This is a genomic window from Aeromonas sp. s4 (assembly GCF_040907855.1).
GTDB lineage: Bacteria > Pseudomonadota > Gammaproteobacteria > Enterobacterales > Aeromonadaceae > Aeromonas > Aeromonas caviae.
Window position 1 is genome coordinate 50,300 of sequence record NZ_JBFOCP010000013.1, and the last position, 18,790, is coordinate 69,089.

Annotated in this window: 16 protein-coding genes; 8 read left to right on the top strand and 8 right to left on the bottom strand. The window is 65.1% G+C overall.

Features of this window, described 5'->3' with window-relative positions; translation table 11 throughout:
* The first annotated feature begins 124 nt into the window (after positions 1-124).
* Together AB5Y89_RS02625 and dtd are read left to right on the top strand one after the other, a co-directional pair.
* Positions 125-997, top strand: coding sequence for a virulence factor BrkB family protein (locus AB5Y89_RS02625; RefSeq protein ID WP_039039511.1), 873 nt, complete (start codon positions 125-127; stop codon positions 995-997).
* Positions 998-1,123: 126 nt separating this feature from the next.
* Entirely contained in the window at positions 1,124-1,561 is a 438-nt protein-coding gene (gene dtd / locus AB5Y89_RS02630; RefSeq protein ID WP_139736786.1) for a D-aminoacyl-tRNA deacylase, read from the top strand.
* A gap of 65 nt (positions 1,562-1,626) precedes the next feature.
* Here dtd and AB5Y89_RS02635 read toward each other — a convergent pair whose 3' ends face one another.
* Positions 1,627-2,307, bottom strand: coding sequence for a methyltransferase domain-containing protein (locus AB5Y89_RS02635; protein WP_010672530.1), 681 nt, complete (start codon positions 2,305-2,307; stop codon positions 1,627-1,629).
* Between the two features lie 173 nt (positions 2,308-2,480).
* On the opposite strand from AB5Y89_RS02635, the gene AB5Y89_RS02640 reads away from it, so the two are divergent.
* The gene (locus AB5Y89_RS02640) at positions 2,481-3,389 is read left to right on the top strand and encodes a bifunctional GNAT family N-acetyltransferase/hotdog fold thioesterase (protein ID WP_010672532.1); all 909 of its coding nucleotides are present in this window, start codon (positions 2,481-2,483) and stop codon (positions 3,387-3,389) included.
* A 46-nt stretch (positions 3,390-3,435) separates the two neighbouring features.
* Here the strand turns inward: AB5Y89_RS02640 and AB5Y89_RS02645 are convergent, their stop codons facing one another.
* From AB5Y89_RS02645 to AB5Y89_RS02660, 4 genes are all read right to left on the bottom strand, one after another.
* Positions 3,436-5,496 (bottom strand): AsmA-like C-terminal region-containing protein, encoded by a 2,061-nt coding sequence (locus tag AB5Y89_RS02645; protein WP_139736785.1) that lies wholly within the window; start codon positions 5,494-5,496, stop codon positions 3,436-3,438.
* 254 nt (positions 5,497-5,750) lie between these two features.
* Entirely contained in the window at positions 5,751-7,820 is a 2,070-nt protein-coding gene (gene recG / locus AB5Y89_RS02650) for an ATP-dependent DNA helicase RecG (protein WP_368222826.1), read from the bottom strand.
* A 175-nt stretch (positions 7,821-7,995) separates the two neighbouring features.
* On the bottom strand, positions 7,996-9,345 hold the full coding sequence (gene pssA, locus AB5Y89_RS02655; protein WP_041212167.1) for a CDP-diacylglycerol--serine O-phosphatidyltransferase: 1,350 nt from the start codon (positions 9,343-9,345) through the stop codon (positions 7,996-7,998).
* Between the two features lie 152 nt (positions 9,346-9,497).
* Positions 9,498-10,859, bottom strand: a complete 1,362-nt coding sequence (locus AB5Y89_RS02660; protein ID WP_223931884.1) for a GntP family permease — start codon at positions 10,857-10,859, stop codon at positions 9,498-9,500.
* A 165-nt stretch (positions 10,860-11,024) separates the two neighbouring features.
* On the opposite strand from AB5Y89_RS02660, the gene AB5Y89_RS02665 reads away from it, so the two are divergent.
* From AB5Y89_RS02665 to AB5Y89_RS02680, 4 genes are all read left to right on the top strand, one after another.
* Positions 11,025-11,534, top strand: coding sequence for a gluconokinase (locus tag AB5Y89_RS02665; RefSeq protein ID WP_039039504.1), 510 nt, complete (start codon positions 11,025-11,027; stop codon positions 11,532-11,534).
* Between the two features lie 60 nt (positions 11,535-11,594).
* Positions 11,595-13,391: a phosphogluconate dehydratase gene (edd, locus tag AB5Y89_RS02670; protein ID WP_368222828.1), complete on the top strand. Its 1,797-nt coding sequence runs from the start codon at positions 11,595-11,597 to the stop codon at positions 13,389-13,391.
* 9 nt (positions 13,392-13,400) lie between these two features.
* Positions 13,401-14,042, top strand: coding sequence for a bifunctional 4-hydroxy-2-oxoglutarate aldolase/2-dehydro-3-deoxy-phosphogluconate aldolase (locus tag AB5Y89_RS02675; protein WP_039039502.1), 642 nt, complete (start codon positions 13,401-13,403; stop codon positions 14,040-14,042).
* Between the two features lie 138 nt (positions 14,043-14,180).
* Positions 14,181-14,873 (top strand): helix-turn-helix domain-containing protein, encoded by a 693-nt coding sequence (locus AB5Y89_RS02680; RefSeq protein ID WP_368222829.1) that lies wholly within the window; start codon positions 14,181-14,183, stop codon positions 14,871-14,873.
* Positions 14,874-14,928: 55 nt separating this feature from the next.
* Here the strand turns inward: AB5Y89_RS02680 and AB5Y89_RS02685 are convergent, their stop codons facing one another.
* Complete coding sequence (locus AB5Y89_RS02685) at positions 14,929-15,318, bottom strand: nuclear transport factor 2 family protein (protein WP_323953492.1); 390 nt, start codon at positions 15,316-15,318, stop codon at positions 14,929-14,931.
* A gap of 110 nt (positions 15,319-15,428) precedes the next feature.
* Positions 15,429-16,436, bottom strand: coding sequence for a substrate-binding domain-containing protein (locus AB5Y89_RS02690; protein WP_039039499.1), 1,008 nt, complete (start codon positions 16,434-16,436; stop codon positions 15,429-15,431).
* Positions 16,437-16,524: 88 nt separating this feature from the next.
* Here AB5Y89_RS02690 and AB5Y89_RS02695 point away from each other — a divergent pair, with 88 nt between their 5' ends.
* Positions 16,525-17,175, top strand: a complete 651-nt coding sequence (locus AB5Y89_RS02695) for a Qnr family pentapeptide repeat protein (RefSeq protein ID WP_041212172.1) — start codon at positions 16,525-16,527, stop codon at positions 17,173-17,175.
* 207 nt (positions 17,176-17,382) lie between these two features.
* On the opposite strand, the gene AB5Y89_RS02700 is transcribed toward AB5Y89_RS02695, so the two are convergent.
* Positions 17,383-18,786 (bottom strand): peptidoglycan DD-metalloendopeptidase family protein, encoded by a 1,404-nt coding sequence (locus AB5Y89_RS02700; protein ID WP_151028530.1) that lies wholly within the window; start codon positions 18,784-18,786, stop codon positions 17,383-17,385.
* Positions 18,787-18,790 lie beyond the last annotated feature (4 nt).

The window sequence follows — 18,790 nt, forward strand, 5'->3', positions numbered from 1 at the left end:
TGGGCTCGACATGAGGGCGCATGGTGCCTGAGCCCGATGGAGGCGCATCCGGCCGGTCTGCGGGTGGCCAAATGACCACCCTATCTGACACAATGTCTGCATGATCACGCTTACGAGAAACAAGATGCAGCAGCAGATCCGCGGCCGTCTGGCCCATGCACTCTCCTTCTTGCGCCACGATGGTGCCCACTTCGCCCAGTTTGTCTGGGGCCGCTTCCAGCAGGACAGATTGACGGTGACTGCCGGTTACCTGGCCTATGTCACCCTGCTCTCCCTGGTGCCCATGATCGCCGTGGTGTTCGGCATGATGTCGGCCTTTCCGGTGTTCCAGAGCCTGAAGCAGGCGATGGAGCAGTTCGTCTATCACAACTTCGTCCCCACCGCCGGCGAGATGCTCAAGGAGTACATCGACGGCTTCGTGGCCAACGCCACCAACACCACGGCCGTCGGTATCGGTGCCCTGATCGTGGTGGCCCTGATGCTCATCTCGGCCATCGACAAGAACCTCAACTACATCTGGCGATCCACCCGAAGCCGGCCCTTGGCCCAGGCATTCGCCATGTACTGGATGATCCTGACCCTGGGCCCCGTGCTCATCGGTGCCAGCATCGCCATCTCCTCCTACATTCTCTCGCTCAGGTTGTTCGCGGCTGACAGCCTGTTCGGTATCGGCTATCTGCTGCTGCGCAGCCTGCCGTTCCTCTTCTCCGTGCTCACCTTCCTGCTGATCTATACCGTGGTGCCCAACTGCCGCGTGCGGCTGACCCACGCCTTCATCGGTGCCCTGGTGGCGGCCACCCTGTTCGAGCTGGCCAAGCGCGGCTTTGCCATCTACATCACCAACTTCCCCTCCTACCAGGCCATCTATGGCGCCCTGGCGACCATTCCCATCCTGTTCGTCTGGGTGTATCTGAGCTGGCTGGTGGTGTTGCTGGGGGCCGAGACCACCGCCTGCCTCGGGGAGTACGAGAAGCCCGGTGCAGAGGAGCTGGCCTGACGCTGGCCGGCCATCACACCGGATCCCGACACAAAGGCGTTGGCCCGGGCAGGGCATTTATTGGTAGCATCGACGACCGCTCATCCCGCAGGATGGGCGGTCGTGCTGTTTTGAGAGGAGAGGGATGTGATTGCACTGATTCAGCGGGTCAGCGAGGCCAGCGTAACGGTAGAGGGAGAGGTGACCGGGGCCATCGGCCAGGGGTTGCTGGTGCTGCTCGGGGTGGAGCAGGGGGATGACGAGGCCAAAGCCGACAAGCTGCTGCACAAGGTGAGCGGCTATCGCATCTTCTCTGACGAGAACGGCAAGATGAACCTCAACGTGAGCCAGGTGGGTGGCAGCCTGCTGGTGGTCTCCCAGTTCACCCTGGCGGCGGATACCGGCAAGGGGATGAGACCCAGCTTCTCCGGTGGCGCCCATCCCGCAGATGCCGAGCGACTCTATGAGTACTTCGTGGCTCGTGCCAGGGAGAGCTGCGTGCCGACCGAAACCGGCCGCTTCGCCGCCGACATGAAGGTCAGGCTGCTCAACGATGGCCCCGTCACCTTCTGGCTGCAGGTATAAGGGTGGCAGGCAGGGCAGGCCTCACCGGAGGGCAGGACGCGATGCCTGCACACTTCGCAGGTTCTTCACCCTGCCGGTGCTCGCCCGCCCTGGCCATGCTGACGGGTCGCGTGCAGGATGACGTTGCGGTAGCCGGGCACGTCGTGGACGTGGGTCGGGCCTATCCACTCCTCTGCCAGTCGCAGAGCCTGTGCCTGTTCGAGCCGGGTGCGGGGCAGCAGATTGATGATGAGGGTGCCGCTCAGGCGGCTGGCCAGTGCCTGATAGAGCGGAGCCTGGAACAGCAGCAGGGGGTTGCCGTCCTGGCTGAACAAATCCAGCAGCACCAGATCGTAGCTCTCCTGGCTCTGGTGCAGGAAGTGCAGCGCATCGGCGTGATGCAGCCGAGGCGAGCCCCCTGATGAGGGGAGGAAGAACTGCTGGAACAGGGTGAGGATCTCGGCATCCAGATCCACGCAGTCGTGGTGGGCATCGGGCCAGCGTGCCGCCAGGTGACGGGTGAGATCCCCTCCGCCCAGCCCCAGCTCCAGGATACGGCTTGCCTGCTTTGGCAACTGCTCCGCGATGCTCCGTTGATGAGGCAGACAGAGGCGGGCCGGCTGGTGGAGGCTCATGGCGGATTGCACCACGCCATCCATTTCCAGCCAGCGATGACGGGCATTTTCAAGCACCGAAACGCGGCGTTCGGGTTTGGCACTGAGGTGCAATAAGTGATCGGCTTGGTACGCTTGCAGATTGAAGTCCATGAATTTGCACGGCAAGATGGCTTTCGACCAGTGTAACTCAAGGATGTTGTTATGTACCGGGTGGTCATCCCCCAAACGGCAGCCGAGCTGGATACCTACTACAGGCTGCGCCGGGAGAAATGGTTGCGTCAGTCCTTCCATCTGCCAGTCGGCGCACACTCAAGGATCGCTTTATGTACCGGGTAGTCACCCCAGAAACACCAGCGGAGCTGGATGCTTACTATCAGTTGCGCTGGGAACTACTGCGCAAACCCTTCAATCTGCCCCTTGGCTCCGAGCGTGACGAGTACGATACCGTTGCCATTCACCGGCTGATGCTCTCCCCCGACGGAACGCCCATCGCCGTGGGTCGCCTCTTTGTGGGCGGCGATGAAGCACAGATCCGCTTTATGGCGCTGCGACCCGAATTTCGCGGCCAGGGGCTGGGCGCCCGCATGGTGGAGGATCTCGAGCAGCTTGCCCGCGACGAGAAGGTGAAACGGCTGGTGATGAACGCCCGCCAGGAGGCGGTGGAGTTCTATCGCCGCTGCGGCTTCCTCGAGGTAGGGGAAGGCCCCGTCTCCTTCGGCCGCATCCCTCACCGCCAGATGATCAAGTCCCTGAGTCCCATGCAGACCATCCAGTACCGTCCGGAGTGGTGCCAGGATCTCACCACCCGCTGGTCGCGGGGTATTCCCATCAGCGAGAAGATGGGGGTGCACATCACCCACTACGATGGCCAGACCTTCCACCTCAAGGCCAACCTGGCGGCCAATCTCAACGTCCACGACACCATGTTCGCCGGCAGCATCTACAGCCAGTGCGTGCTGGCGGGCTGGGGTCTCATCTGGTTGCAGCTCAAGGAGGCAGGGCTGGGAGGGGATACCGTGCTGGCCGAGGGCAACATCAAGTATTACCGGCCGGTGAGCGAAGAACCGGAGGCGCGGGTGGCCCGGGAGGGCATGCCCGCCGTGCTCGAGCCGCTGAGGGGCGGAGAGTCCGCCAAATTCAGCCTGCGGGTGCAGCTGTTCAGCGGCCGTAAGCTGGCGGTGGAGTTTGTCGGTCAGTACGTGGTGCTGCCCATCAAGCGCGGCGCACGCTGATCCCTGATGTTCACAGCAACAAGGCCTCTTCGCGAGGCCTTGTTCGTTATTGGACGGCGGGTGGCCGTGGGCGCCAGAGCGGGCCGCTTCGTCCCTGGGCGGGGTAGCGCACACCCGCCTCCCAGCCACAGGCGTCCTGTCCCGTGGGGAAACTCCAGCCCAGGTCGGGCGCATTGAGGGGGCCGCGCCAACGGGCGAGCAGCTCGGCGCAGCGTCCCTTGTTCAGGACCCCGAGGTCGAGCTGCCACTGGTCTGCGGCCAGGTCGACACCCCCTTGCAGTGCCAGCAGGTGGGTGATGGTGGAGGCACCGCCTTGCTCGATCCGCACCTTGCCCTGCTCCGCCCTGGCATCCAGCCTGATCTGATAGAAGGGGGTGTCTCCGCGTTGCATCGCCTGCCACAGCGTCTGCGGTGTCAGATCGGGGGGGGTCTGCTCCCTGAACCAGTCATCCAGCAAGGGGTCGATGCCGACCTTGTCCCAGAAGGGATCCTTGCTCTCCAGGCTCAGGCTGCCCTGAAGGGTCCGGCGCCAGTTGGCCGTCTGCTCGCCGGGCTGCCCGTTGAGGTCGGCCTGCAGATCTGCCGCCAGATCCACCTTGCCCGCGAAGGAGACGGGGGAGTGCAGCAACTTGCCCCACTGCTCCAGATCCAGCTGCTTGCCCTGCAACTGCAGGCGGCTCTCCTGCCCGGGCGTCCTGCCCCACTGGCCGCTCAGGTTGAGGGTACCCTCGTCGGGCAGGGAGGTGGTGAGGGTGTTGAGCTGCCAGGAGCTGGGGGTCAGCTCGCCATCCAGGGTGCCGTTGCGGGCACTGAGACCGTCCCACACCAGCTCGAACCACTTGCTCTCGATGCGGGCTCGCCCCAGCAGGGGGCCTAGCTGGTTGCCCCGCAGGGCGAGATCGTTCAGGTAGAGTTGCCAGCCGGTCAGGGAGAGAGGCAGGGTGTCGTCGAAAGAGAGCACCTTGAGCTTGTCGAAGGCCAGTTTGCGGATGTCGATCTGTTGCGGGCGCCAGCCCTGCCAATCCTGCCACCACTCCTGGGGCAAACTGATGTCCATGCCGCTCAGGGCCAGGTCCTTCAGGGTCAGCTTCTGCTGCTGGGTGTCTAGGGCCAGCTCGACGTTGAACTCCCCTTCGTATGCCTTGCCCCGCAGCTCGGCATCCAGCTGCCGGGGGGAGAAGGCGAGCTTGCCCTCGACGGCCTCAAGCTGGAACAGGCCGCGGCCCATGTCGCCCAGGGTGCCCGCCAGATAGCCGCTGGGCTGGCTGCCCGCCTGCCAGTCGAAGGCGGTGAGCTGGCCGTTGAAGTTGTTGAGGGAGAGCTCCTGATCGATGGCATTGATGCTCACCTGGGCAAGCTGACCCCTATCCAGGGTGATGCGGCGCAGGGGGAACTCGCCAGGGGGGATGTCACCAAGCTCGAGGCGCATGGCGCGGGCCTTGAGATCGTGCAGTTGCAGGCTGCGCTCTGGCCAGTTCAGCACCATGCCGGTCTCGAGCAGGCCGTCGAACAGGTTGGTGGTCAGTTTGTCGGTGCTGAGCACCTGCCCCTCCAGCCGCCCCTTGAGGCTGAGACGGGCCAGGGTGAACATGGGGGTCTCCAGCTGGTTGATGCCCAGGGTGAGGTTGGCCTGGGGCTGGCGTCTCGGGTCGATCAGTTCCCAGTCACTCAGGGACGCACTGAGGCCGCGCAGGGTCAGGGCCTCGCTCTGCAGGCTCAGGTTGTCGATGGTGCTGTCGCTGATGGTGAGGGAGTGAACCGGCAGGCTTGGCAACTGGTTGGGGAGCGGCAGCTTGATGACGGGACGGATGAGGTCCAGGTGGGCGATGCGCACATCCCGGTTCAACCAGTCGATGTGCTCGATCTCCAGATAGAGTTTTTCCAGCTGTACCGCATCCCCATAGCGCACCTGTTCCGCCAGCAGGGTGTAGGGGTGCAGCGGATTGAACACCAGCCGGCCTATGGTGACGGGCACCCCGGTCTGCTGGCTGAGCCAGTTGGCGATGGGGCCTTTGGCGCGCTCGGCATCGAACAGGCCGAGACCGACCCAGACAAAGAGCAGCAGGAAGGCAAAGGTGTAGAGCAGGCCGCGGAGCCAGGAATTCATCAGTGCTTTCCTCCTGTTTCTGTTGCTTGGTCAGGCATTCGAGTAGTGATCCCGTAGACCGAGCCAGCATCGTATCAAGGGTTCGACATGGCTCGGGTGTTTATCCATCAGGCAAGGTGACCCTCTTCTGCATCTGCCTTGGTCAAGCATTGGAGTAGTGGTCCCGCAGGCCCAGCCAGCGGCGGATCAGGGGCTCGACATGAGCCGGGTGTTTGTCCATCAGGCAAGGTGACCCTCTTCTGCATCTGCCTTGGTCAAGCATTGGAGTAGTGGTCTCGCAGGCCCAGCCAGCGGCGGATCAGGGGCTCGACATGAGCCGGGTGTTTGTCCATCAGGAAGCGCGCCATCTTCTGCACCTGAGGGATGAGCGGCTGGTCGCGCACCAGATCGGCGATCTTGAGATCGGCCAGACCGGTCTGGCGGGTACCGAGCAGCTCGCCTGGGCCGCGCAGTTCCAGATCTCGCTGGGCGATGAGAAAGCCGTCATTGGTCTCCCGCAGTACCCCGAGGCGGCTCTGGGCGGTCTTGGACAAGGGGGCATGATAGAGCAGCACGCAGTGAGAGGCGACCGACCCCCGCCCGACCCGGCCGCGCAGCTGGTGCAACTGGGCCAGCCCCAGTCGCTCCGGGTTTTCGATGATCATCAGGCTGGCATTGGGCACATCCACCCCCACCTCGATGACGGTGGTGGCGACCAGCAGTTGCAGTATGCCCGCCTTGAACTCCTCCATCACCCGTTGTTTCTCGACGGGGCGCATCCGGCCGTGTACCAGGCCGATGTGCAGGCCGGGCAGCAGGGTTTGCAGCTCGGCGGCGGTGTCTTCGGCGGCCTGGCACTCCAGCACCTCCGACTCCTCGATCAGGGTGCAGACCCAGTAGGCCTGCTTGCCCTCCTCGCAGGCGAGCCTCACCCGCTCGATCACATCCTGGCGGCGACTGTCCGGCAGGGCGACCGTGGTAATGGGAGTGCGGCCCGGCGGCAGCTCGTCGATGATGGAGGTGTCGAGGTCCGCATAGGCGGTCATCGCCAGGGTGCGGGGGATGGGGGTGGCGGTCATGATGAGCTGGTGGGGATGCACCCCTTCCCGCTCTCCTTTTTCTCGCAGGGCGAGGCGCTGATGCACGCCGAACCTGTGCTGTTCATCGATGATGACCAGGGCCAGACGCTGGAATACCACCTGCTCCTGGAAGATGGCGTGGGTGCCCACCACCATCTTGACGCTGCCGTCCGCAATGGCGGCCAGCGCCTCTTCCCGCGCCTTGCCCTTCTGCTTGCCCGCCAGCCAGCCCACCTTGATGCCGAGCGGCTCCAGCCACCTGGCGAAGTTGATGGCGTGCTGTTCGGCCAGCAGCTCGGTCGGTGCCATCAGCCCCACCTGGCAGCCGTTGCCGATGGCCTGCAGGGCGGCCAGCGCCGCGACCAGCGTTTTACCTGAGCCCACGTCCCCCTGGACCAGGCGCATCATGGGGTGGCTCTGTTGCAGATCCCTGGCTATCTCCGCCACCACCCGGCTCTGGGCACCGGTGGGGGTGAACGGCAGGGCGCCGAGCAGCTGCCGGACCAGCTCGGGAGCGGGCTTGAGGGCACGGGCCAGCTGGGTCTGTGCCTGGGCCCGCACCTTCAAGACCGAGAGGTTGTGGGCCAGCAGCTCTTCCAGTACGAGCCGCTGCTGTGCCGGGTGCTGGCCGCTCTCGAGCAGGGCCAGCGCCACCGAGGGAGGCGGGCGGTGCAGCAGCTTCAGGGCGGCGGCAAGATCGATCTGCTGGGGATAGAGGCCGGCAGGCAGCAGCTCCTCGACCCCGTAGAGGTCGAGCTGGGCCAGGGCCTGATCCGTGAGGCTACGCAGGGTGAGCTGGCGCAGCCCTTCTGTGGTGGGGTAGACGGGGGTGAGGGCCTCTTCGGTCTGGCCGGCCTGCTCCTCGCCGAGCAGCTTGTACTCGGGGTGGGCCATCTCCAGGCCGTACTTGCCGGGACGTGTCTCGCCGAAGCAGCGGATAAGGCGGCCCTGGGCCAGGCTGTTTTTCTGGGCAGCGGTGAAATTGAAGAAGCGCAGGGTCAGGCTGCCGGTGCCGTCGCTGATACGGCACACCAGCATGCGGCGGCGCCCCATCACCAGCTGGGTGTCCTGGATCTCGCCCTCGACGGCACCGTGCAGGCCGGGCGGCAGATCGCCGATGGGCCACACCTGGGTGCGGTCCTCGTAGCGCAGGGGGAGGTGGAACAGCAGATCCTGTACCGTGGCCAGCCCCAGCCGCTCGAGTTTCTCCAGCATCTTGTTGCCGACACCCTTGAAGCTGTCGAGGGAGATTTTATCCAATTTCATCAATTAGATGCCCGAAAACACTGTAAATATGTCCAGATGATAGGGGTTGTTGCGGCCTCGATGCAAGCCGCGTTGTGCCGTTCCGGGCTGGTGGGCAAGGGAGCGGGGGAGGGCTATCCATGAAAAAGGCCTGCCGGAAACGGCAGGCCTTTTCACTGACGGGGCGTCCTGGCGGTCAGATGATGCGCTTGAGCAGGAGGTGAGCCTTGACCCTGTGGATCCGGGCCAGCAGCTTGCGCACCTGATCCGGGTAATCCTTGATCTGCTCTATCTGGTCGAAGTGACTGATGCGGCGGGTGTGGGCCAGGATGTTCTCCCGCTCCGCACTGAACTGCTCGCGCAGGTGATGGTGCTGGTCGTGTACCAGCAGGCCGTTCTCCAGATCCAGCGCCCAGGCTCGGGGATTGAGGTTGTTGCCGGTGAGCAGGGCCCACTCCTCATCCACGAAGATCCCCTTGAGGTGATAGGAGTTCTTCTCGCAGCACCAGAGCATGAGGTTGAGCCGGCCGTTGTCGATGTGGTGCTGGTTGCGCTCGGCAAACTTGCGCAGGTTGGTCTCGTAGAGATAGGGCAGACCGCCGATGGTGGAGAACTTCTCCTCCGGGGGGATGAAGAAGTCGTTGGCGGTCTTGTCGCCCACGACGATGGTCACCTTGCAGCCGCGTTTGAGCAGTGCCTCCACGTCCTTGTTCAACTCCTTGGGGGGGTTGAAGTAGGGGGTGCAGATGAAGATCTCCCGCTCGGTGGCCCGCACCAGGTTGCGGATCATCCGGTTGAGCTGGTTGCCCCGCTTGCCCAGGCCCACCATGGGGGTCACGGCGATCTCCCGATCGTTGGGCTGGATGCTCTCGAAGCGGTACTGGCAGAGGCGCAGGCGCTGCTTGAAGCGGCGGATCGGTCCCTTGAGCTGCTTGGCGCCGGGAATGCCGGTGCGATCCAGCCGCTGGACGGCCTCGCTGCCGAGGAAGACGTCATCCACGTAGTTGACCATGCTGCGGGTCAGTGCCGGGCTGTGGATCTGGTGATAGCGATCGAAGCGGTAGCGCTCCTGCTGGTGCAGGTAGATGTCGTTGAGGCTGGCGCCGGAGTAAAGCAGGGTGTCGTCGAAGATGAAGCCCTTGAGGTGCAGCACCCCGAGCAGCTCGCGGCCCTTGACCGGCACGCCGTAGATCTCGATCTGGTGTTGGTGGCTGGCGGCCATGGCCTGGTACATCAGGTGGTTGCCCCCCTGCTTGCCCTTGCCGATCAGGCCGCGCTGGGCGCGGTGGAAGTCGACGAACACCTTGATGTCGAGAGAGGGATTGCGCTGCTTGGCGGCATAGAGGGCGGAGAGGATCTCCCGTCCCGCCTCGTCATCCTGCAGATAGAGCGCGATCAGATAGATGCGCTGGGTCGCATGGGCGATGAGCGACAGGATCCGGCTCTTGAAGTCTTTGGCGCTGCTGAGTATCTGGAACTGATCCGCGGCGACCGCGATCTGGGGTAAGCGGGTCAGCAACTGTCGATAATGTGCCGATGAATGCATAGAGAAGCCTGAAATCACGGGATGAAGCGTTCCACTCGGGGCGAAGAATAGGCAATTCTAGCAATCTGTGGCGATGGGCCCAAGCAAGAATCCGTAAAAAGTCGGTGCAATATCACATCGGGGCCGACGGATGCGGCCCCGATGTGTTTCCGTCAGAGGATGGCGCTGGCCGTGGCCACGATGAGGAAGGCGATGGTGCCGAGCAGGGTCTCCATCACGGTCCAGGTCTTGAGGGTGGTCTTCTCGTCCATGTTGAGGAAGCGGCTGACCAGCCAGAAGCCGGAGTCATTGAAGTGGGAGAGCACGGTGGCGCCCCCGGCGATGGCGATGACGATGAAGGTCAGGTCCAGCTCGCTCAGGCCGGTGGTGGCGGCCACGGTCGGCGCCATCAGGGCGGCGGTGGTGGTCAGGGCCACGGTGGCGGAACCCTGGGCAACCCGCAGCGCGGCGGATACCAGGAAGGCCGCGAGGATCACCGGCATGCCGGTATCGGAGAGCACGTCGGCCAGCGCGGTGCCGATGCCGCTCGCCCGCAATACGCCGCCGAACATGCCGCCGGCACCGGTGACCAGGATGACGGCGCAGACCGGGGCCAGGGCGTCGTTGCAGAACTTCTCGAGCTGCACCTTGCCCTGGCTCTGGCGGAACATCCAGAGGGCGTACAGCACAGTGATGAGCAGGGCGACCGGGGTCTTGCCGACCATGCGCAGCACGTTGACCCAGTCCGCACCCTTGTCGATGACGCCCATGACGCCCAGGGTATTGAGGCCGGTATCCATGAAGATGAGCACCAGCGGCAGCAGCAGGATGGAGATCACCTGGCCGAAGCTCGGCGCCTTGTCGGAGAGCTGCTCGGCGCTGGCAGTGAAGCTCGGGGGCAGGGGCAGCTCAAACTTCTTGCCGGACCAGAGCCCGAACAGGTAGGCACCCAGATACCAGGTGGGCAGCGCGACCAGCAGGCCCACGATGGTGAGCAGACCGATGTTGGCACCCAGCAGCTCGCTGGCGGCCACCGGGCCCGGGTGGGGCGGCAGGAAGGCGTGCATCACCGCAAAGGCGCCGGCGGAGGGCAGGGCATACTTGAGGACGGAGCCGCCGAACTGCTTCGCCACGCTGAAGATGATGGGCAGCATGACGATGAGGCCTGCGTCGAAGAAGATCGGGAAGCCGAACAGCAGGGAGGCCACACCCAGCGCGAAGGGGGCGCGGTGGGAGCCGAAGCGGTTGATCAGGGTATCGGCCAGTACCTTGGCGCCCCCCGTCATCTCCAGGATCCGGCCTATCATGGCGCCGAGGCCGACCAGCAGCGCGACCGAGGCCAGGGTGCCGCCGAAACCGGTCAGCATGGTGGGGATCACCTGGTCATAGGTGACCCCGGTGGCCAGGGCCGTCAGCATGCTGACCAGGGTCAATGCCACGAAGGCATGTACCTTGAATCGCATGATCAGCACCAGCAACATGACAATGGCTCCGCCCGCTACCGAGAGCAGATAGGCGACATCGGGTGTGTTCATTGCTCCGTCCATAAAATTGTCCTCAAATGGTTCTAGTTGTTGTTCTGCACATTTCTGTGCTGCACTTCACATTGCGAAACGTTACCGGTAACATGTTACCGGTAACGTGGTAGCTTAGAACCCATCAGGCGAACGTTTTTTGAAAAGTGAGAGAGAGGTCAAATAATGGCGGGCAAGTGCATTATCGTGATGGGTGTGTGTGGCAGCGGCAAGTCCAGCATCGGCCTCAAGGTGGCCAATGCTCTGGGGGCCAAGTTCATCGACGGCGATGATCTGCACCCTCGCGCGAACATCCAGAAGATGGCGGCGGGCAACCCGCTCAACGACGAAGACAGGGCCCCCTGGCTTGAGCGGATCCGCGATGCGGCCTACAGCCTGGAGCGCAAGAACGAGCTCGGCGTCATCGTCTGCTCGGCCCTCAAGAAGCAGTACCGCGACCAGATCCGCGAGGGCAACGACTCGGTGAGTTTCCTGTTTCTGGATGGCAGCCAGTCCCTCATTCTCGAACGGATGCGGGCACGGCAGGGCCACTTCATGCGCGAAGCCATGGTACAAAGCCAGTTTGATACCCTGGAGCGACCGGATGGCGAGCCCGGCGTGTTTCGCATCGATATCGACGGGACCTTCGAACAGGTGGTCGACCGTGCCGTCACCGCGCTGACGCAGGCGCAATGAGCCATGTCGCGCGCCCGGCTGCGGCCGACCGCGCCCGTATATAGAGTTGGAGAGAAAGCTATGACCCATCCCGTGATCACCCAGGTGACCAACCGCATCCGCGAGCGCAGCACCGCCCGCCGTGCCCGCTTCCTGGCCCGCATCCAGCGCCAGGCTGATCAGGGCAAGACCCGCGCCTCCCTCTCCTGCGGCAACCTGGCCCACGCCGTGGCCGCCTCGAGCTGTGACGAGAAGGGGCGGATCCTCGACATGACCCGCGCCAACGTGGCCATCGTCACCGCCTACAACGACATGCTGAGTGCCCATCAGCCCTATCAGGGCTACCCGGACATCATCAAGGGCGCCCTGGCCGAGCTCGGCCACAGCGCCCAGGTCGCCGGCGGCGTGCCCGCCATGTGTGACGGCGTGACCCAGGGTCAGCCGGGGATGGACATGTCCCTCTTCTCCCGGGATCTCATCGCCCAGGCCACCGCGGTCTCCCTCTCCCACAACACCTTCGACGCCACCCTGCTGCTCGGCATCTGCGACAAGATTGCCCCGGGCCAGATCATGGGGGCGCTTTCCCACGCCCACCTGCCCACCGCCTTCGTGCCTGCCGGCCCGATGGCGAGCGGCATCAGCAACGACGAGAAGGTGAAGGTGCGCCAGCAGTACGCTGCCGGTGAAGTGGGCCGCGACGCCCTGCTCAAGATGGAGTGCGGCGCCTACCACGCGGCGGGCACCTGCACCTTCTACGGCACCGCCAACACCAATCAGCTGGTGTTCGAAGCCATGGGCCTGATGCTGCCGGGCTCCGCCTTCGTGCATCCGCACAGCGAGCTGCGCCGCGCCCTCACCGAGGAAGTGGCCCGCCGCATCAGTGCCATGATCCCGGGCTCCCCGGCCTATCGCCCCCTGAGTGCGGTGATCGACGAGCGCGCCCTGGTCAACGGCCTGGTGGCCCTGCTCGCCTCCGGCGGCAGCACCAACCACAGCATTCACATGGTGGCGCTGGCCCGCGCCGCCGGGCTGGAGCTGACCTGGGACGACCTGAGCGATCTCTCCGACGTGGTGCCGCTCCTGGTGCGCATGTACCCGAACGGCCCGGCGGACGTCAACGCCTTCGAACAGGCGGGGGGCGTGCCCGGCCTGATGCGTCGTCTGGCCGAAGAGGGGCTGATCCACATGGATGCCACCCCGGTCTTCGGCGAGATGCAGGACTACCTCAGCCGTCCGGCACTGGTGGATGGCAAGCTGGTGTGGCAACCGGTGGGCGAGAGCGCGGATCCGAGCGTGCTCTCCCCCTCTGGCAGCGAGTTCCAGGCCACCGGCGGCACCAAGCTGCTGGCGGGCAACCTGGGCCGCGCCGTGGTCAAGGTTTCCGCCGTCGCGCCCGAGTATCGGGTCATCGAGGCCCCGGCCCGGGTCTTCTCCTCCCAGCATGCGGTGGAGGCGGCCTACAAGGCAGGTGAGTTGAACCAGGACGCCGTCATCGTGGTGCGCCACAACGGCCCGGCCGCCAACGGCATGCCGGAGCTGCACAAGTTGATGCCGGTGCTTGGCAACCTGCAGAAGGCGGGTCACAAGGTGGCCCTGGTCACCGACGGTCGCCTCTCCGGCGCCTCCGGCAAGATCCCGGCCGCCATCCACGTCACCCCGGAAGCGCTGCACGGCGGGGCCATCGGCCTGCTCGCCGATGGCGACCTGCTGCGGGTGGATGCCGAGTCCGGTCGCCTCGACTGCCTGACCGATTTGAGTGGCCGTACCCAGGCCGAGATCGACCTCACCCTGGAACAAGAGGGGTGGGGCCGTGAACTGTTCAGCGTGATGCGTCGCGCGGTATCGAGCGCCGAGTGCGGCGCCACCATCTTTGACTGAGGAAGAGCTATGCAGAACTGGAAAGTGACCCCTGCCGAGGTGTTTGCCGCCTCCCCCCTGGTACCCGTGATGGTCATCAACGACCTGGAGCAGGCCCTGCCGATGGCCAAGGCGCTGCTGGATGGCGGCATCTCGGTGTTCGAGATCACCCTGCGCACCCCGGTGGCGCTGGACGCCATCGCCCTCATCGCCAAGGCGATGCCGGATGCCATGGTCGGTGCCGGTACCGTGCTCAACTGCGCGCAGTTTGATGCCGCCGTCGCTGCCGGTGCCCGCTTCGTCATCTCCCCGGGCATGACCCCGGCCCTGCTGGCCCACGCGGCCAAGAGCACGGCGCCGCTGATCCCGGGCGTGGCCACCCCGTCCGAGGTGATGCAGGCGCTGGAAGCGGGCTACGACCACCTCAAATTCTTCCCGGCCGAGGCGAACGGCGGCACCAAGGCACTCTCCGCCATCGCGGCGCCTCTGCCCCAGGTGAAGTTCTGCCCCACCGGCGGCATCGGACCGAAAAACGTGGCCGACTACCTGGCACTGAAATGTGTGGCTACCGTCGGCGGCTCCTGGATGCTGCCGGCAGACGCCGTCAAGAGCGGCAACTGGGAGGAGGTGACCCGCCTCTCCCGGGAAGCGGTTGAATTGGTTAAACGCTAAGCAAATATCGTTTAGAAAAATTAAACAGGCCACCCCCGGGTGGCCTGCTGTTTTTCCGCCCCCGGAGGGGGTGGGCCGTTTGCTTCCGGTCTCGCCCTGGCTTAAGGTCGGGGGCCGCCCCTCTCCCCTGGAGCCTTCATGTCCTGTCTGCATCCATCCTACCCGCAAGGGCACTTCACCGCGCTGCACTGCCACCCCCATGCCCAATACTGCTATCTGCAGGACGGGGGCGGCATCATCACGGGGCGAGGGGAGGGAGAACTGCTGGTGGCGGGCCAGATCTGCTTTATTCCGGCGGGGTGGGAGCACGAGTTTCGCGTGCTGCGCCGCTCCCGACTCTCCCTCCTCTATGTGCCGACGTCGGCCCGTACCGCCTTCGGCCCCTTGCAGGCCAGCCCACTGCTGGCGGGCCTCTTCGCCCGCCTGTCCGAGCTGGCCGAGGAGGAGGTGAAAGGGGCCTATCTGACGGTGCTTGGCCAGGAGCTGGAGCGCGCCGACCCGCTCGCGGCGCGCATTCCCCTCGCCGGGGCGCTGGACCCGCGCCTGCTGCGGGTGCTGGACAGGGTGTGCCAGGCACCCGCCATCCATCTGACGCTGACGGCGCTGGCGGCAGATTGCGGCGCCTCGGTGCGTACCCTCAACCGGCTCTTCCTCCAGCAGCTGGGGTGCAGCTTTCGCCAGTGGCGGGAGCAGGTGGTGCTGGGACGGGCGCGCCAGTTGCAGCACCGGGGGCTCACGCTGGCCCAGATCGCCGATCGGCTCGGCTACGAGGATCCCGGCGCCTTGTCCCGCGCCCTCCAGCGCCTTGCTCGGCGCGAACCGGCGGCCTGAGGGCCCGTCGTCTGCCTTCCTGCCCGCCATGGCGGTGTCTGCGGGTTGCCGGCAGTCAGCGCCGCGAGCCGATATCCGCATCCTCCTTGCTGCCTGCCAGCAGACAGGTCACCTCGTCGGTGTGGCAGATCCGATCGCCGCGAAAGGTGAAGAGGCCGCTCACCTTGCAGACCAGGGTGCCTCCGTCCTGGCGGGTGGCCCGTACCACATGGGTCGAGTGCACCCGCTCCCCCTGCGCCAGGGTGGCGACAAACTCGATGCTCGCACCGGCCAGATGGCGGCGCAGTGTGGCGATGTGCTGGTGAAACGCCGGGTAGTCGAGCCGCTCGCCGTTCACCTCCTGGCAGTAGTCGGGGGTGAACCAGGCGTCGAGCTCCGACAGGGGGAAGGCGGGATCGCAGATGACGCGCTGCAGGCAGGCTTTCAATCGTTCGGTGTGGTGCATGGTCTGCTCCTGACAGGGTGGATGGAGGAGCCAGCATAGGCCAGGGGGCGGCGAGGGGAGAGGGGAGAAGGCGCCATCATGGCGGTCGAACGCGCCATGATGGACGGGGATCAGCCGAGGCTTTCCCCCTCATAGAGGGAGAAGCCGATGTCCTTGCACCTGGTCGCCAGCGGCTGGCCGCCGAGGCGGGCCAGCAGCATGATGGCGGCTTCGCGACCTATGGTCTCGCGGGGGGTGACGATGCTGGCGAGCTTGGGGGTCATGGCGTGGCCGATGTCGAGGGCGTTGCTGCCGGCGATGGCCACCTGCTGGGGCACCGGGATCCACCTGGCCTGGCATTGCAGCAGGGCCCCCACTGCCAGGTCGTCGTTGGTGCAGAACAGGCCGTCGAGATCGGGGAAGCGCGCCATGGCCTGGGCCAGCAGCTCTCCCCCCAGGGTGAAGCTGGAGGATTGCTCCGTCAGCAGGTGCTGGCCGGTCAGACCGAAATCGGCCATCGCCTGGTAGTAGCCTTCCATTCGCAGCTGGGTGCGCACGTCTAGCCGGGCGCCGAGGTAGATCACCTTGCGCCGTCCCCGGCGCAGCATCTCTGTTACCATGGCCCGGGCGGCGGCCCGGTGATCCATGCCCACCACCATGTCGATGGGGGAGAGGGGCAGATCCATGGTCTCCACCACCGGGATGCCGGCGGTGGCGATCATCTTGCGGGTGCGCTCGGTGTGCTGGGTGTCCGAGAGGATGAGCCCGTCCACGTTGTAGGAGAGGAGGGAGGCGACCTGCTCCTCCTCCCGCTCCGGGCTGTAGCCGTAGTGGGCGAGCAGGGTCTGGTAGCCGGCGGGCCGGGTCACCGCCTCGATGCCGTGGATCACCGCCGAGAAGACCTGGTTGGAGAGGGAGGGGATCAGGATGCCGATCGCCTTGCTGGTGGCGTTCGACAGCATGTCCGGCGCCCGGTTCGGGATGTAGCCGAGCTCCTCCACCGCGGCGGCGATGCGCTCGCGGGTCCCTTCGGCCACGGCGGACGGGTCGCGCAGGTAGCGGCTGACGGTCATCTTGGTGACACCGGTCAGGTCGGCAATGTCCTGCAGGGTAGGGCGGCGCTTGCGGGTGTCGTTCATCTGGGGATCCGGCAAAAAATGTTACACGTAACATTACCGTTTTTGCACGGCAATGTCAGCATATGACGCCATCAACAGGGGGCAGGGGATGATCAAGGGCAGGTGTTTCGAGGGGGTCCACTTCGAGCAGCAGGAGGTGGAGGGGGAGCAGTTCCAGGGGTGCCGCTTCATCGGCTGTCACTTCTCCTGGCTGGATCTCGGGGAGAGCCGCTTCGTCGACTGCAGCTTCTATGACAGGGAACGGGAGCTGGGATGCCTGTTTCAGGGCTGCGATCTGAGGGAGGCGAGCTTCCTGCGCTGCGATCTCACCCTGGCGGACTTCGGCCGCAGCCAGTGTCTTGGGCTGGAGATGCGCGACTGCCAGGCCATGGGGATCAACTTCGCCCATGCCAGCTTCGCCAACCGGATCACCGCCAAAAGCTACTTCTGCGAAGCCCACCTCACCGGCAACAACTTCAGCTACGCCAACTTCGAAAGCTGCCTGCTGGAGCGGTGCGAGCTTGCCGGCAACCGCTGGCAGGGGGCCAACCTGCTGGGCGCCTCCCTGGCAGGCTCGGATCTCAGCGGCTCCGAGTTCGGGCAAATCGACTGGACCAGCTTCAACCTGCAAGGCTGCGATCTGCGCCAGTGCGATCTGCCCGGTCTGGATCTGCGCCGGGTCAACCTCGCCGGGGTGCAGATCAATGAAGATCAGCAGCAGGGGCTGCTGGAGCAGATCGGGCTGGTGGTCTTCCCCTGAGCGGGGTGGAAAAGAGGTAAGTTTTCATCATCGGGGCGGGCGGTGTGGTGCCTCCCCTGCCAAGCAAAAAGCCTGCGCGATGCAGACTTTTTGTCAGGTGAAGTGGTAAACGACGCGGTGTTGCTGTCTTTTGCTCCCTGCCCCCCCTCGCGGGAGAAGGGCTGGGGATGAGGTAGCGGACTCCGATCGGGCACCGACAAGGCGGGCCTAGCGTCTGGCCAGCCACTTGGTCGGGTTGATGGCCTCGCCCTGATAGCGGATCTCGAAGTAGAGGCCGGAGCGCTCCTGTCCGCCGCTGTCGCCGACCAGGGCCACGGGCTCACCCTGCTCCACCTTTTGTCCCACCTGGCGCAGCAGCGACTGGTTGTGGCCGTAGAGGCTCATGTAGCCCTTGCCGTGGTCGATGACCAGCAGCATGCCGAAGCCGTCGAGCCAGTCGGCGTAGACCACCTGTCCCGGTGCCACCGCCTTGACCTGGGTCCCTTCGCTGGCGCCGATCAGGGTGCCCTTCCACTTCAGCTCGGCGGTACGTGGCGAGCCGTAGGAGATGAGGATGGGGCCCTGCACCGGCCAGCGCAGGTTGCCACCCGTGCTCAGACCGCCGTAGCCGTTGCTGCTTGCCTTGGCGCTGTTGCGGGCGGCTGCTTGCTGCTGCGCCACCTTGGCCTGCTGTTCGGCGACGCGTTGCTGCTGGGCCGCCAGCCGCTGCTGTTCGCCGACCTGGCGCTGCTGGGCTGCGATCCGCTGCTGCTCCTCGATGCGTTTCTGCTCGGCTGCCAGGCGCTGGGCCTCCAGACGGCGCTGGCGCTCCTGCTCGGCCTTGATCTTGGCGAGGCGCTCCCGCTCGGCCCGTTCGCGGCGTTCCTTTTCTTCCTGCTGACGACGCAGCTCTTCCAGCCGCGCCTTGAGCGCCTTCTCCGCCTTGACCAGCTTGTCGAGCTTCTGCTCGTCGGCCTGCACTGACTGCTGCAACTGGTTGCGCACCTTGGCACGGCTCTGCTGGCTGGCCAGCAGGCTCTGGTGATGCTCCTGCTGCTCGCCGAGCAGGGTCTGGAGGCGGTTCTCGGTCTCCCTGGTGGCCTGCTGGTTCTTGGCCAGCTTGTCACGGGTGGCGCGCAGGGCTTCAATGGCCTCGATACGGGCCTTGTTGAGGTAGTCGAAATAGTCGAGGGCGCGGCTCAGTTTGGCCGGATCCTGCTGGTTGAGCAGCAGTTTGAGGTAATCGTGGTTGCCCGCCTGGAAGGCGCTTTCCGCCTGCTTGGCCAGCAACTGCTTCTGGTGTTTTGCTTGCTGCTCCAGTGCCAGCTTGTCCTGCTGCAGGGACGCCAGCTTCTGCTGGTTCTGCCGGAGTTGCTGTCTGGTCTGCTCGAGTTTGGCGGCGGCAGCCGAAATGGCCTGCTCGTCAGCCTTGAGCTGGGTGTTGAGCTTGGCAAGCTCCTGCTTGCTGAGCTTGAGGGTCTGTTGCTGTTCCTTGATCTGGGATTGCATGGCGCCCAGCTGCTGGTTCGCAGCCCGGGCTGTGCCGGTACCGCCGATCAGGCAAAAAAACAGCGCGCCGGCCAACAGGCCGACGCGACTGGTTTTCTGTGAAATAATTTCGCATCCCCGCATGGGG